Source organism: Scandinavium sp., assembly GCF_032012665.1.
Classification (GTDB): Bacteria; Pseudomonadota; Gammaproteobacteria; order Enterobacterales; family Enterobacteriaceae; genus Scandinavium.
Map to the genome: position 1 here is coordinate 1 of NZ_DALZVG010000034.1, position 14,227 is coordinate 14,227.

Consider the following 14,227-nt stretch of genomic DNA (forward strand, 5'->3'; position numbering starts at 1 on the left):
ACCGACCCCCACCATGTCAAGGTGGTGCTCTAACCAACTGAGCTACGGACGCACAACGGGGACGAATATTAGCGGCAGGGAGGGGAAGTGGCAAGAGGCAATTGCCACTTTTCTTTCTGATTTCACGCGATTGCGGAAACAGTGCGCAAACTGTCGAGAAAGCAGCCGCCGTGAGGCGGCTGAGAGAGGATTAGCGTGCGGCGCGCGCCAGAATGATTGCCGAAGGCTGGCGCTGGAGGAAGCGCATCCGCAGCATCATTAACACAGCCGCTGAGGTCAGGCCGATAATAAAGCCCATCCAGAAACCGGCAGGGCCCAGCCGGGGCACGACGATATCCGTCAGCGCCAGCACATAGCCGCTCGGCAGGCCGAGTACCCAATAAGCAGTGAAAGTAATGAAGAAGATCGAGCGTGTGTCTTTGTAGCCGCGCAGGATCCCACTGCCAATGACCTGGATGGAGTCTGAAATCTGATACACCGCCGCCAGCAGCATCAGCTGAGAGGCCAGGGTAACAACTTCAGGATTATCGTTGTAGAGCAGGGCGATATGTTCGCGCAGCGTCACCGTGAAGATCGCAGTGATGACAGCCATGCAGACGCCAACGCCAAGCCCGGTACGGGCGGCGGTTTGTGCATCAAGCGTTGAACCCTGACCGAGACGAAAGCCAACACGGATGGTTACGGCGGCGGCCAACGACATCGGCAGAACGAACATTAGCGAGCTGAAGTTGAGGGCGATCTGGTGCCCCGCAACGTCGATAATACCCAAAGGTGAGACCAGAAGCGCGACCACGGCAAACAGCGTCACCTCGAAAAACAGCGCCAGCGCGATAGGCAGGCCGAGCTGCACCAGACGTTTCATTATCGCATAATCTGGTTTACCGAAGCCTTCGTGAGTGCGGATATCGCGCATAGATCGCGCGCGCTTCACGTACGACACCATCGCAAAGAACATCACCCAGTAAACGGAAGCCGTCGCCACGCCGCAGCCGACGCCGCCGAGTTCGGGCATGCCGAAATGACCGTAAATAAAGATATAGTTCACCGGGATGTTCACCAGCAGGCCAATAAAACCCATCACCATGCCCGGTTTTGTTTTCGCCAGTCCTTCGCACTGGTTACGGCAAACCTGGAAGAACAGATAGCCCGGCACGCCCCACAACAACGCACGCAGGTAGCCAACGGCTTTATTCGCCAGTTCAGGATCGATGTTATGCATGGCATGAATGATGTAACCAGCATTCCATAGCACGATCATGACCAGTACGCTGACGAAACCGGCCAGCCAGAACCCCTGACGAACCTGATAGCCGATACGATCGCGGCGGCCGGAACCGTTCAGTTGCGCAATGACGGGCGTCAACGCCAGCAGCAGGCCGTGACCAAACAGAATGGCTGGCAGCCAGATAGAGGTGCCGATGGCGACGGCGGCCATATCGGTAGCACTGTAGCCACCCGCCATGACCGTATCGACGAAGCCCATTGCGGTCTGAGCGACCTGGGCAAGGATGACCGGTATTGCCAGCGCGAGAAGCTGGCGCGCTTCAGTGACGTACTTTTGCACGTGAGTACCTTTTTATATTGTTATTGTTGAAGAGACTAAAAAAGCCGCCGTAACTGGCAGCAAGAAGAAAGAGCAGGGGAATTTTCGAATATATTGTAGCGACTCATAGCCATTAAGCCAGTCAAAAAATGGCAGTAAGTGCCCTCTGACTGGCAAGGCCGAAATGCAACTGTTATTGTGCGGGATATAAAAGGCGGTGATGATTTCCGTCCTCGTAGATACAGGAGCTTAAGGCATGTTTACTGGTATCGTTCAGGGCACAGCGAAAGTGGTGTCCATCGATGAAAAACCAAATTTTCGTACCCATATCGTTGAAATGCCAGCGCATATGCTTGATGGCATTGAAACTGGCGCGTCCATTGCCCACAACGGCTGCTGCCTGACGGTTACCGAAATCAACGGTGATCGAATCAGCTTTGACCTGATGAAAGAGACGCTGCGCATTACCAATCTTGGCGAGCTCAAAGAGGGCGATGTGGTGAACGTGGAGCGCGCCGCACGCTTTAATGATGAAATCGGCGGTCATTTAATGTCCGGCCACATCATGACGACCGCGGACGTGGCAAAAATCCTGACCTCTGAGAATAACCGTCAGATCTGGTTTAAGGTTCAGGACCCGTCTCTGATGAAATATATTCTCTATAAAGGGTTTATTGGTATCGACGGCATCAGCCTGACGGTGGGTGAAGTGACATCCACACGCTTCTGCGTTCACCTGATCCCGGAAACGCTTCAGCGCACAACGCTTGGCAAGAAGAAGCTGGGCGAGAAGGTCAATATTGAGATTGACCCGCAAACTCAGGCGGTCGTCGATACGGTTGAACGGGTGCTGGCGGCGAAAGAGGCCGCAGCGAAACCAGCAGTCAGCGCAGAATAATAAAAGAAAACCCCGGCGAGCCGGGGTTTATTTTAACGTGCGACGCGTAAACCGCCTTCAGTTCCGCGCGTGAACACCACCTGCCAGAGCTGAATGTCACGGGCGCGAAATGCACCGGCGCAGGCGTTCAAATAATACGAGAACATGCGTTTAAATCGCTCTGAATAGTTGTCCGCAATGTCTGGCCAGCTCTTCTGGAAACGATCGTGCCAGGCCATCAGCGTGGTATCGTAGTCGGCACCAAAGTTATGCCAGTCTTCCATTATAAAATGCGGTTCGCTGGCGCAGGCAATCTGGCGTACGGAGGGCAGACAGCCGTTCGGGAAGATATACTTGTTGATCCAGGGATCAACGTTGTTGTCCGTTTTCTTCGAGCCGATTGTATGCAGCAGGAACAGGCCATCCGGCTTCAGGTTTCTGTCAACGACGTCAAAATAGGTGGCGTAGTTTTTTGGTCCGACGTGCTCGAACATGCCGACAGAGACGATGCGGTCGAATTGATCCTGCAAATCCCGATAGTCCTGCAACAGGATTTGCACGTCCAGCCCTTCACAGCGCGCCTGTGCCATTTTCTGCTGCTCCGCAGAAATGGTCACGCCGACCACGCTGACCCCGTAATTTTTCGCCATGTAATACGCCAGCCCACCCCAGCCGCAGCCGATGTCCAGCACCCGCATGCCCGGCTGTAGCTGCAGTTTCTGACAGATAAGATCCAGCTTTGCCTGTTGCGCCTGTTCGAGCGTTTCGGCGTCTTTCCAGTAAGCGCAGGAATACTGCATAAAAGGGTCGAGCATGCGGCTGAATAAATCATTGCCTAAATCGTAATGCTCTTTACCGACTATCCAGGCGCGCTTCTTACTTTGCAGATTGAGCAGGCGGGCGCCTGCGATGCGGAGTGTGTCTTTTAAATGGTGGGGGAGCTGGCTTTCGAGCCCGGCGCGTAACACCTGATGGAAAAACACATCCAGCTGTTCGCATTCCCACCAGCCATCCATATAGCTTTCGCCTAATCCCAGTGACCCTTCCTGCAGCACGCGTTTAAAGAACAGGGGATTATTGACCCGGATGTCTGCGGGTGCGGAACCATTGATCCTGATGCCCGCCCGGCTCAGCAGTTCGCTGACGATACGGGACCAGTCATCATTGGGTACGCTTACTTCTTCTATACACGATGAACTCATAGCTTCTCCATCACGCGGCTTGTGATCAGAACCTTAAAACAGCGTAGACGCTTTTTGGGTTATGTGAGAACTCTCACGAAAGTTCCGTGAGTCTGCTATCCGACGTAGAACAGAGGAAGGGAGATATCCCTTGCCGAAAGGCCTTCCGTGGTGAATGGAGGGAAATCCGTTCCCTCGTTAATCGCTAATTTTTATCGTATTTATGTAATACCGGTCTCAGTATAGGCCGCAAAAATGTCAGGTTCAATAAAAAATGTTAGCAAACTAATGACCGAATTATTACATAATTGCTAACGTCATTATGCGAGAGATTCTTCGGCCACTTTGTCATTCGCCGTGGCCTGCATCCGGTAGCCCAGGGCCGCCAGTACGACCGTCGCAAGCATTACGCTGGTCGTGGTCAACAGCGGAGTGGCAATCAGTGTCGAGACCACCAGGCTTGCGAGGAAGCACAGCCCCAGCTGCAGCGTATTTTGCAGCGCTGCCGCGCGACCAGTCGCCTGCGGGAACGGACGCAACGCCTGCGCCACGACAATCGGATAGATTGCGCCGTTCGCCATCGCCATAAGGCAGAAGGGGATGAGCAAGGCGGTCAGCGAGCTGCCAGCGGTGAGACCGACGGCAAAGGTGCCAGCGACGCTCAGGGCAAAGGCCATCAGCAACCACGGAAGCATCTGCTGACCTTGCCATTTTTGTAGCGCCGCGCGACAGCCATAACCACCTACCAGGAAAGCGATAGTCTGTGGAACGTAGCTCAGGCCGATCACCGTCGGGCCGTAGCCCATTGCATTCAGAATGAACGGTGATCCGGTAAGCCAGGCGAAGAAGCTGGCGGAGCAGGCGGCATAAATGAGTACGTTACCGCGATAATCCTGCGAGCGCAGCAGGGCCATAAAGGTCAGCGGCTTTTCTTCTTGATGGAATTCCCGGGCCGGTTTTTTCAGGCGCAGGGCCGGGATCATCAGCAGGAGCGTAATCCCGAACAGCGTCGCGAAGATGGCCTGCCATTCGAAGTGATGCAGGATCCAACTGCCCAGCAGCGGCGCCAGCGCCGGAGAAAGCCCCACCAGCGGCATGATGGTGGCGAAAATTCGGTTGGTACGCTGGGCTGGGTAATAATCGGTGACCATTGCCTGCCAGGTAACGGCTGCGGCGCATACGCCAACGGCCTGCACAAAGCGCAGCACCAGCAGCAGCGTGGCATCGCGTACCCACAGCATGCCGATACAGCCGACAGCGAAGATGGCAAGGCCGATTAGCAGCACGGGTTTCCGTCCGTAGCGATCGGAAAGCGGCCCCCACAGCAACTGAGCGAAAGCAAAACCGGCCAGGAACAGACTCAGGCTTGCGCTAACGGCGGCTGCAGGGGTTTGTAAATCATTCTGAATCGCGGCAAAAGCGGGCAGATACATGTCGGTTGCCAAAAAACCGAGCACGCTTAAGCCCCCCAGCCAGCATAAAAATCCTTTCCCAGGTTGCATCATCTTTCTCTTTCTCATTGCAGGTGTACCAGGCTGATGAGTGTAGGGAGTGCAACTTCGCTTGTGAAACGCTAATATTTGTCTGGTGAATTCAAAATTTTTGCAGGCAGAAAATGTGGTCTGAATATTCCCTTGAAGTGGTGGATGCGGTCGCCCGCAACGGAAGCTTTAGCGCGGCAGCGCAGGAGCTGCACCGCGTGCCTTCAGCGGTAAGCTACACCGTGCGTCAGCTCGAAGAATGGCTGGCAGTGCCGCTGTTTGAACGACGTCATCGCGACGTGGAGCTCACCCCCGCTGGCGTCTGGTTTTTGAAGGAAGGGCGGTCTGTTATCAAAAAAATGCAGATCACCCGTCAGCAGTGCCAACAGATCGCTAACGGATGGCGTGGCAATCTGGCCATTGCCGTGGATAACATCGTGCGCCCGGAGCGTACCCGGCAGCTGATTGTCGATTTCTACCGTCATTTCCAGGACGTGGAGCTGTGCGTTTTCCAGGAAGTGTTCAACGGCGTCTGGGATGCACTGTCGGACGGGCGAGTTGAGCTGGCGATCGGGGCAACGCAGGCGATTCCGGTCGGTGGACGCTATGCGTTTCGCGATATGGGCATGCTGAGCTGGAGCTGCGTGGTGTCGAATCAACATCCTCTGGCTCAAATGCCGGGGCCGCTGAGCGACGATGTGTTGCGCAACTGGCCTTCTCTGGTGCGCGAGGATACCTCCCGCTCTTTGCCTAAGCGCATCACCTGGCTGCTGGATAATCAGAAGCGCATCGTGGTGCCGGACTGGGAATCTTCTGCAACGTGCCTTTCGGCAGGGCTGTGCGCAGGAATGGTGCCAACGCATTTTGCACGGCCTTACATCGATAGCGGCGAGTGGGTGGCATTGGATCTTGAGAACCCGTTCCCGGATGCGGCATGCTGCCTGACGTGGCAGCAAAATGATATGTCCCCGGCCCTGAGCTGGCTGCTGGAGTATCTTGGGGACAGCGAAACGCTAAATAAAGAGTGGCTGCAGGAGCCGGATTGACCGGCTCCGCACAGAGATTAACGGCGGTAATCGCGGAACGGGCCGTCTGCCACTGAACGGCGCTCGATCAGGCGTGGGTGGACCTCAATGGACTGTGACTCTTCGCGCTTGTTGACGATTCGGTCCAGCAGCATATCGAAGGCAGCTTCCCCAAGGGAATCCTTTGGCTGATGGATGGTGGTCAGCGCTGGGGTGAAGAAGCGAGCGTTGCGCACGTTGTCATATCCGATCACCGAAATATCCTGAGGCACGCGAAGGCCGTGTTCATCGGCGGCACAGAGTGCGCCCATCGCCATGATGTCACCGCCACAGAAGACCGCGGTAGGGCGTGGCTGTTGCGCAATCATCTGCTGCATGGCGCGGTAGCCGGATTCCGGTTCAAAGTCGCCCTGAACGATCCAGTTTTCCGGCACGGTAATTTGCGCTTCTTCCATGGCTTTCATGAATCCGGCCAGACGGCCAGCGCCGGTGTTGCGCTCCATTGGGCCTGGGATCACGCCGATATCGCGGTGGCCGCGTTCGACCAGGTAGCGCCCGGCAAGATAGCCGCCCTGGAAAGCGTTATCGATCACCGAGTCGGTGAAGTCAGCTTTGGCTTCACCCCAGTCCATCACGACCATCGGAATATGGCGATACTCTTCCAGCATGTCGAGTACCGGCTGCGGATATTCAGAACACATCACCAACAGGCCATCGACGCGCTTTTGCGCCATCATCGAGAGATAAGCACGCTGTTTTTCCAGGTTGTTCCAGGCGTTGCCAAGAATCAGGGTATAACCCTTTTCGAAACAGTTTTTTTCAACGGCTTCAATGATTTCCGCAAAATAAGCCGCTTCGCTGCTGGTGGCCAGCAGGCCAATAGTCTTGGTGTGATTGACCTTCAGGCTGCGCGCTACGGCACTTGGGGAGTAGTGCAGCTCTTTGATTGCCGCCCACACGGCGTTGCGTGTTTCTTCTGCGACAAAACGCGTCTTGTTAATAACATGTGACACGGTTGTAGTGGAAACGTTTGCGCGCTTCGCTACATCTTTAATTGTTGCCATTCGTTCTCACTCCAGACCCTTTCCTTACGCCTGATGACCGGCACGTAAACGTTTGCCTTTACACACCCTTAACACAATTCATTTGAATTGCGGTACGCCGGGATACGACACAGGACGACAGGAGGGGGTCAATGGCTGGTACGCTTTTAAATTAGCGTGGAATTTTGTCTGATTCTGAGGCAAAGGGGAAGAGAAAAATCGCTATGGCTCTAAAACCTGGAAGATTTTCAGACTGAAGTGTGCAAAAATGAGCAGGCTCACTTTTGTTGTGGGGATAAAAAGGAGAATAATTGATGAGTACCGACCTGAAGCTCTCTCTGATGACCACTGTGATCGCTCTGGCACTCATTGTCGCCGCTGGGCTGACTGCGGTGTTACACTGATTTATCCGGAGGGAGAGTCTTCTTCCTCCATCACCACCCCCGTCTGATTGTTACCAAATTAGCAAAAATCTTTTGCCATTTTGTTTACTTCTGTTTTTTTGTGATTGATGTCATGCTTTTGACTTCTGTTGTCGTGCCCTTTACTGGAAAGGGTTAACCGGAGTCGTAACATGAAAATCAATTTTCCACTGCTGGCGTTGGCAATCGGCGCATTTGCTATCGGCACTACCGAGTTCTCGCCCATGGGGCTATTGCCCGTTATCGCTAATGGCGTGGATGTTTCGATTCCCGTAGCAGGCATGCTGATCAGCGCTTACGCAATCGGTGTGATGGTTGGCGCGCCGTTAATGACTCTGCTGCTGTCACATCGTGCTCGCCGCAATGCGCTTATCTTTCTGATGGCGATTTTTACGCTCGGCAACGTGCTGTCGGCTATTGCACCGGACTACACCACATTATTGCTCTCTCGCATCATCACCAGCCTTAACCACGGTGCTTTCTTTGGTCTGGGATCTGTTGTGGCCGCGAGCGTGGTGCCCAAACACAAGCAGGCGAGCGCGGTGGCAACCATGTTTATGGGGCTGACGATTGCCAATATAGGCGGTGTACCGGCAGCGACCTGGCTGGGTGAAACCATCGGCTGGCGTATGTCATTCCTGGCAACGGCCGGTCTGGGCGTGGTGGCGATGATGAGCCTGTGGTTCTCATTACCAAAAGGCACCGGTGGTGAACGTCCGAATGTGAAGCAGGAAATGTCCGTGCTGATGCGTCCCCAGGTTTTATCTGCGCTGTTAACCACCGTTCTGGGCGCTGGCGCGATGTTTACGCTTTACACTTATATCGCACCGGTGCTGCACAACATTACCTCAGCGTCGCCGCTGTTTGTTACGGCAATGCTGGTGCTGATTGGCGTTGGGTTCTCCATCGGTAACTATCTGGGTGGTAAGTTTGCTGACCGCTCGGTGACCGGCACGCTGAAAGGTTTTTTACTGCTGCTGATTGCCGTGATGGTGGCGATTCCGTGGGTAGCGCAGAACGAAATCGGTGCAGCGATAAGCATGGTTGTCTGGGGTGCTGCGACGTTCGCCGTGGTTCCACCTTTACAAATGCGCGTTATGCGCGTGGCGCACGAAGCTCCGGGGCTATCGTCCTCGGTCAATATCGGGGCATTTAATCTGGGCAATGCGCTGGGCGCGGCTGCTGGCGGAGCGGTTATTTCCGGTGGTCTGGGCTACAGTTTTGTGCCAGTGATGGGCGCGGTTATCGCGGGTATGGCGCTGCTGGTGGTGCTGTTCAGCGGCCGTCGCCAGCCTGAAGAAGCGTATTCCAGCCACTGATAATATGCCCGGCGGCAGGCACCGCCGGGCCAGGCATTATGCCGCCAGGTTCTTCGCGACAAATTCCCAGTTTACCAGCGCCCAGAAGTGCTCGAGATAGTTCGGACGGGCGTTACGGTAGTCGATGTAATAGGCGTGCTCCCACACATCTACGGTCAGCAGCGGTTTTGCATCCGTCGTCAGCGGCGTGCCTGCGTTCGAAGTGGAAACGATAGCCAGTTTGCCGTCCGCTTTTTTCACAAGCCAGGTCCAGCCTGCACCGAAGTTTTTGACGGCTGCATCGGTAAACTGCGCTTTGAAATCCGCAAAGCTGCCGAAGCTTTCGTTGATGGCCGCAGCGACAGCGCCTGCAGGTTCGCCGCCGGCGTTGGGTGCCAGGCAGTGCCAGTAGAAGGTGTGGTTCCACACCTGAGCGGCGTTGTTGAACACGCCCGCTTCAGAAGTGCGAACAATATCCTCCAGCGTTTTGCCTTCAAAAGCCGTGCCTTTGATCAGATTGTTGAGGTTGGTGACGTAGGTCTGGTGGTGTTTTCCGTAATGGTATTCCAGCGTTTCAGCAGAAATGTGCGGCGCGAGAGCGTCTTTTGCATACGGTAATGCAGGTAATTCGAATGACATTGCTTATTCTCCCTATTATTTTAAGACTCAATAACCCTGTATTGAGTATGGATAGGGTAGCAAATTAAAAGATGTGGCTAAAGAGGAACTTACCCCGACGCTGAAACGACGGGGCAGGGGATCAACGAATGGTTTTCGGCGTCATTACGCGGCGAGCACCAACGTAGTGGTTGGCCCAGTAGTCTTCACTGAGGGAGGTAATCTGGATATCTCGCCCGGTACGTGGAGACTGAATAAATTTCCCGCCGCCAACATACACGCCAACATGATCGGCAGTGCCGCGACCACGAGTGCGGAAGAAGACCAGATCGCCACTTTCCAGTTCACCACGTTCAACGGCCCGGGCATCACGCAGGTGATACATCTCATTCGCGGTGCGAGGAATGCGGAACTTGACCAAATCTTTATACGCATAATAGACCAGACCGCTGCAGTCGAAACCGGTGCGCGGCGACGTACCACCCCAACGGTATGGCTTACCAATCTGGCCCATCAGTTTATTCATTGCGGTTTTCTGCGCTTTTTGCACGCGGACTTTATGCGCATCGGCAATGGTCAGCGGTTTGACTTCCTCGGTCACGCATTTCTTTTTATGCCCCTTGCGAACGCTGCATTTCTGCACCATTTTTGCCGAAGCGGTTTTCAGGGCGGGGCTGTGGGTTTTGCGCGTGGAGGTCTTTTTGCTGGCGGAAATAGCAGGTTTGCTCTTGAGCGTGGTTTTCTTTTTGCTGGTTGTTTTTGTTTTCGCAGTGGTTTTGCTTTTGTTGCCGCTGGTTCGTTTTTTACGGTCCGTCTTGGCCTGATGCGATTTCTGGGATGCGGAAGACCGCGCCTGTTCAGACGCATGAGACAAAGGCGTAATCGACAACGATGTAAACAGTAAAGCACAGAGCGTGATCGAGATTTTATTTATCCGCGCCACTGAGCATTCCTCTGTTAGGCAGGCAAACGGTCATGCCTGGGTATGATTGACAAAACGCATCGATTCTAATGCATAAAAACCCTGGTTGTTAATACACTTTTTCTATTGAATGATCCATTTCGTTAGCAACTGCAAAAAATTACATCAATTCGGACATAAGGCGCACGAAAAACGCTCAAGTTGTTCTCGGAGTTTGCCGATAAACACATATTTTTAAGGCAACTTTACGGCGTCAGAGGTAAAATGCATTTGCGTGAACAAAATGTTATTTCTGACGGTAGCCGTTGGCGTTACACTTAGCAGCTACAGTCATAAAAAAGAAGTTTGAGGAAGCAAGACAATGAGTACGACTCTTGAGAAAATCCAGACCCAAATCGCCGAAAACCCAATCCTTCTGTACATGAAGGGGTCTCCGAAGCTGCCGAGCTGCGGTTTCTCTGCTCAGGCGGTTCAGGCGCTGTCTGCCTGCGGTGAGCGCTTTGCTTACGTAGATATTCTGCAAAACCCGGACATCCGCGCCGAGCTGCCTAAGTACGCAAACTGGCCGACTTTCCCGCAGCTTTGGGTTGACGGTGAGCTGGTTGGCGGCTGCGACATCCTGATCGAAATGTATCAGCGCGGTGAACTGCAGCAGCTGATCAAAGAGACGGCTGCGAAGTATAAAGACGACGAGCAGGCGGCAGAGTAATCCTGCTGGCAGCATAAAAAAAGCGACCTTCAGGTCGCTTTTTTTATTACGCATTTTCAGCGACAGGCAACGGCCAGCCGCCGAGACGTTTCCACCGGTTGACGATTTCACAAAATAGCTGCGCGGTCTGTTCAGTGTCGTACAGCGCCGAATGCGCCTGAGTACCGTCAAATTCCATCCCTGCCGTGATACAGGCTTTTGACAGCACGGTCTGCCCCAGAGCAAGACCGCTCAGGGCTGCGGTATCAAAGGTCACGAACGGGTGGAAAGGGTTACGCTTAAGCCCGGCTCGCTCGGCGGCGGCCATCATAAAGCTGTGATCGAACGTGGCGTTGTGGGCGACCATAATGGCACGGTTGCACTCCTGATCCTTCATGCCCTTGCGTACTTCTTTAAAAATGGCGTGCAGCGCATCGTATTCGCTGACCGCGCCGCGTTCCGGGTCATTCGGATCAATGCCGTTAAACGCCAGCGCTTCAGGCACCAGGTTTGCGCCTTCGAACGGTTCAACGTGAAAATGCAGTGTGCTGTCCGGCATCAGCCAGCCTTCCTCGTCCATTTTTAACGTCACGGCGGCGACTTCCAGCAGCGCATCCGTTTTAGCGTTAAAGCCCGCGGTTTCTACATCGATAACGACAGGATAAAAACCACGGAAGCGGTCGCACAGAGCATTACGTTGAGCGTTGTCGGACATCTGGATCTCTTAAGCATACAAAAAAGTAGCGCGCATTATGGCAAATTTTGCCAGCAGTTGCAGCAAAGGTGGGCGTAAAAAAGGGTGCCTGAGCACCCCTGAACCTTAGTTGCCAAGACCCTTACCGGCGTCTTTTGCTTCGATCAGTTCAATTTTATAGCCATCGGGATCTTCCACGAAGGCGATGATGGTCGAACCACCTTTGACCGGGCCCGCTTCGCGGGTAACGTTGCCGCCGTTGTTGCGAATGCGTTCGCAGGCTTCTGCCGCATTGTCCACGCTCAGCGCGATATGGCCGTATGCCGTGCCGAGGTCGTAGCTATCGACGCCCCAGTTATAGGTCAGTTCGATAACGGCTTCTTCGCTTTCCGGGCCGTAGCCAACGAAGGCGAGGGAGTATTTATATTCCGGGTTTTCGCTGGTGCGCAGCAGCGTCATGCCCAGCACGTTGGTGTAAAACTCGATTGAACGTTGCAGATTGCCAACACGCAGCATGGTGTGAAGCAGGCGCATACTCTTCCCCTTAAAGTGTTGTTTGTACATCAGGAATATCAGTATAGCGGCGCTTATGCGCCGCTATCAATGCAGGATTAGAGGGCAGGGTAATCGGTGTAACCTTCCGCTCCGCCGCCGTAGAAACTTTCCGGGCGCTGTGGGTTGAGCTCAGCTTTGCGTTCCAGACGCGCAACCAGATCCGGGTTGGCAATATAGGCGCGGCCAAAGGCGACGGCGTCTATCAGGCCTTTTTCAATCAGATCTTCGGCTTTCTCCGGCGTGTAAGCGCCAGCGCCAATGATTGGGCCGTGGAAGCGCTCGCGCACCTTACGACGGAATTCTTCGGTGTATGGCTGACCGCCAGCCCAGTCCGGCTCGGACATATGCAGATAGGCAATCCCGCGTTTACCGAGTTCTTCAATCAGGTACAGCGCATCGGCTTCTTCGTTCGGACCGTTGTCGGTGTTCTGGAAAGAACCGATTGGCGATACGCGGATACCGATACGATCAGCGCTCCACTCTTTGCTGACGGCATCGACCACTTCCAGCACCAGGCGGGCGCGGTTTTCGATGCTGCCGCCATACTGATCGGTACGATGGTTAGCAGACGGTGACAGGAACTGGTGTAGCAGATAACCGTGTGCAGAGTGCAGCTCAACCAGATCGAAACCGGCTTCGCGAGCGTTAGCGACAGCCTGACGGAAATCGTTCACGATACCCGGGATTTCATCCAGTTCGAGCGCGCGTGGCAGAGAAGTATCTTCACGGGTTGCGTTGCCGTTGGCATCACGCAGAGAAGTACGCGTGCCTGCGCTCAGTGCGGAAGGGGCCACTGGCGCCTTGCCTCCGGGCTGGAGGCTGGTGTGGGAGATGCGGCCGGTGTGCCACAGCTGAACCGCCATATGACCATGCTCGGCATGGACGCCCGCGGTAATTTTTTTCCACGCGGCAATCTGTTCCTCGCTATGAAGGCCTGGTGCACCAGCGTAGCCTTTCGCCTGGGCAGAAATCTGCGTAGCTTCAGAGATGATAAGCCCTGAGCTTGCGCGCTGGCGGTAGTACTCGCCCATCAGCGGCGTCGGGATATCACCCGGCTCGATGCTGCGCAGACGCGTCAGCGGCGCCATCAGTACGCGGTTAGGCAGAGTAACTGCGCCAACCTTGAGCGGGGTAAACAGTTTGGATCGTGACATGGTGACTCCTGAGTAGACCGGTCGTCTGGTGATTCGATAAAAAAAGAAAATCAACGTGCTGATTTTCCGTTAGTCGTTGTTAAGCCGGGAAAGGCCTGCTTAACCTGCCGTATGTGGACTACAGCCCCGGTGCGGCAATCATCGTTTTCGCATGTTCGAGCGCGCTTTCCAGCGGCGTCGCACTGCGGGATATCTTGGCCTGTAGATTCGCGCCCAGCCATAAGGAGTAGAGCACTTCCGCCTGGGTATGCGCATCGCCCTGGAAAGTCAGGCAGCCTTCTTTGCTGCCTTCATCCAGCGCGTGGGTCAACAGCACGATAATCTGGCTGGCTCCTTTGTTCATCTCCGTGCGCATGACTTCCGAAAGATCGCAAACTTCGGCGGAGAGTTTGACCGTCAGACAACCGCTGATGATGCCCTGCTGGCAAAACTGGTTGAGCGTGTGCTGATAGTAAGCCAGCAGCCTGTCGCGGTGGTTGCCTTCACCGTGCGCAAAATGTTCAGCCAGGCGACGGTGATAGTCGGCATAGTGTCGCTCAAGCATCGCCACGCCAAACGCTTCTTTAGAGCGGAAATAGTGATAGAACGAACCCTTCGGCACTTCCGCCGTTTTCAGGAGCTCGCTCAGGCCCATTCCGGTAAAGCCGCGATGCATGCACAGGCTCTCGCCGGTGGCGAGGATGTGTTCGCGGGTGTCGTGTTCGATTGGTCTGTTCATGGCGCTCA

15 protein-coding genes are annotated in these 14,227 nt (G+C 54.7%); 5 read left to right on the forward strand and 10 right to left on the reverse strand.

All coding sequences use genetic code 11. From position 1 onward, the window contains the following. Positions 1-190: 190 nt before the first annotated feature. On the reverse strand, positions 191-1,564 hold the full coding sequence (gene mdtK, locus RTU33_RS19795; RefSeq protein WP_312629656.1) for an MdtK family multidrug efflux MATE transporter: 1,374 nt from the start codon (positions 1,562-1,564) through the stop codon (positions 191-193). A 235-nt stretch (positions 1,565-1,799) separates the two neighbouring features. Between mdtK and RTU33_RS19800 the strand changes: the two genes are divergently transcribed. Continuing rightward, positions 1,800-2,441, forward strand: a complete 642-nt coding sequence (locus RTU33_RS19800; RefSeq protein ID WP_312629658.1) for a riboflavin synthase subunit alpha — start codon at positions 1,800-1,802, stop codon at positions 2,439-2,441. A 32-nt stretch (positions 2,442-2,473) separates the two neighbouring features. Here the strand turns inward: RTU33_RS19800 and cfa are convergent, their stop codons facing one another. Further along, the gene (gene cfa / locus RTU33_RS19805; RefSeq protein WP_312629659.1) at positions 2,474-3,622 is read right to left on the reverse strand and encodes a cyclopropane fatty acyl phospholipid synthase; all 1,149 of its coding nucleotides are present in this window, start codon (positions 3,620-3,622) and stop codon (positions 2,474-2,476) included. 299 nt (positions 3,623-3,921) lie between these two features. Beyond that, on the reverse strand, positions 3,922-5,106 hold the full coding sequence (punC, locus tag RTU33_RS19810; RefSeq protein WP_312629660.1) for a purine nucleoside transporter PunC: 1,185 nt from the start codon (positions 5,104-5,106) through the stop codon (positions 3,922-3,924). A 110-nt stretch (positions 5,107-5,216) separates the two neighbouring features. Between punC and punR the strand changes: the two genes are divergently transcribed. Then, positions 5,217-6,128: a DNA-binding transcriptional activator PunR gene (gene punR / locus RTU33_RS19815; RefSeq protein WP_312629661.1), complete on the forward strand. Its 912-nt coding sequence runs from the start codon at positions 5,217-5,219 to the stop codon at positions 6,126-6,128. Positions 6,129-6,145: 17 nt separating this feature from the next. Here the strand turns inward: punR and purR are convergent, their stop codons facing one another. Beyond that, entirely contained in the window at positions 6,146-7,171 is a 1,026-nt protein-coding gene (purR, locus tag RTU33_RS19820; protein WP_312629662.1) for an HTH-type transcriptional repressor PurR, read from the reverse strand. A 293-nt stretch (positions 7,172-7,464) separates the two neighbouring features. Between purR and RTU33_RS19825 the strand changes: the two genes are divergently transcribed. Both RTU33_RS19825 and RTU33_RS19830 read left to right on the forward strand, forming a co-directional pair. Beyond that, on the forward strand, positions 7,465-7,554 hold the full coding sequence (locus tag RTU33_RS19825) for a YnhF family membrane protein (RefSeq protein WP_312629663.1): 90 nt from the start codon (positions 7,465-7,467) through the stop codon (positions 7,552-7,554). 170 nt (positions 7,555-7,724) lie between these two features. Continuing rightward, positions 7,725-8,891 (forward strand): MFS transporter, encoded by a 1,167-nt coding sequence (locus tag RTU33_RS19830; RefSeq protein WP_312629664.1) that lies wholly within the window; start codon positions 7,725-7,727, stop codon positions 8,889-8,891. Positions 8,892-8,927: 36 nt separating this feature from the next. Here the strand turns inward: RTU33_RS19830 and sodB are convergent, their stop codons facing one another. Together sodB and RTU33_RS19840 are read right to left on the reverse strand one after the other, a co-directional pair. Then, positions 8,928-9,509 carry a superoxide dismutase [Fe] gene (gene sodB, locus RTU33_RS19835; RefSeq protein ID WP_312629665.1) on the reverse strand — a complete coding sequence of 194 codons (582 nt, stop codon included), beginning with the start codon at positions 9,507-9,509 and terminating at the stop codon, positions 8,928-8,930. 121 nt (positions 9,510-9,630) lie between these two features. Continuing rightward, complete coding sequence (locus tag RTU33_RS19840; RefSeq protein WP_312629666.1) at positions 9,631-10,431, reverse strand: C40 family peptidase; 801 nt, start codon at positions 10,429-10,431, stop codon at positions 9,631-9,633. Between the two features lie 340 nt (positions 10,432-10,771). On the opposite strand from RTU33_RS19840, the gene RTU33_RS19845 reads away from it, so the two are divergent. Further along, positions 10,772-11,119, forward strand: a complete 348-nt coding sequence (locus tag RTU33_RS19845) for a Grx4 family monothiol glutaredoxin (RefSeq protein ID WP_097163917.1) — start codon at positions 10,772-10,774, stop codon at positions 11,117-11,119. 46 nt (positions 11,120-11,165) lie between these two features. Here RTU33_RS19845 and rnt read toward each other — a convergent pair whose 3' ends face one another. The 4 genes from rnt to RTU33_RS19865 all read right to left on the reverse strand — a co-directional run bounded on the left by rnt (position 11,166) and on the right by RTU33_RS19865 (position 14,219). Beyond that, complete coding sequence (gene rnt, locus RTU33_RS19850; RefSeq protein ID WP_312629668.1) at positions 11,166-11,813, reverse strand: ribonuclease T; 648 nt, start codon at positions 11,811-11,813, stop codon at positions 11,166-11,168. A 105-nt stretch (positions 11,814-11,918) separates the two neighbouring features. Next, on the reverse strand, positions 11,919-12,326 hold the full coding sequence (gene gloA, locus RTU33_RS19855) for a lactoylglutathione lyase (RefSeq protein ID WP_312629670.1): 408 nt from the start codon (positions 12,324-12,326) through the stop codon (positions 11,919-11,921). Positions 12,327-12,403: 77 nt separating this feature from the next. Further along, entirely contained in the window at positions 12,404-13,501 is a 1,098-nt protein-coding gene (locus tag RTU33_RS19860) for an alkene reductase (RefSeq protein ID WP_312629672.1), read from the reverse strand. A gap of 118 nt (positions 13,502-13,619) precedes the next feature. Beyond that, entirely contained in the window at positions 13,620-14,219 is a 600-nt protein-coding gene (locus RTU33_RS19865) for a TetR/AcrR family transcriptional regulator (protein ID WP_312629674.1), read from the reverse strand. Positions 14,220-14,227 lie beyond the last annotated feature (8 nt).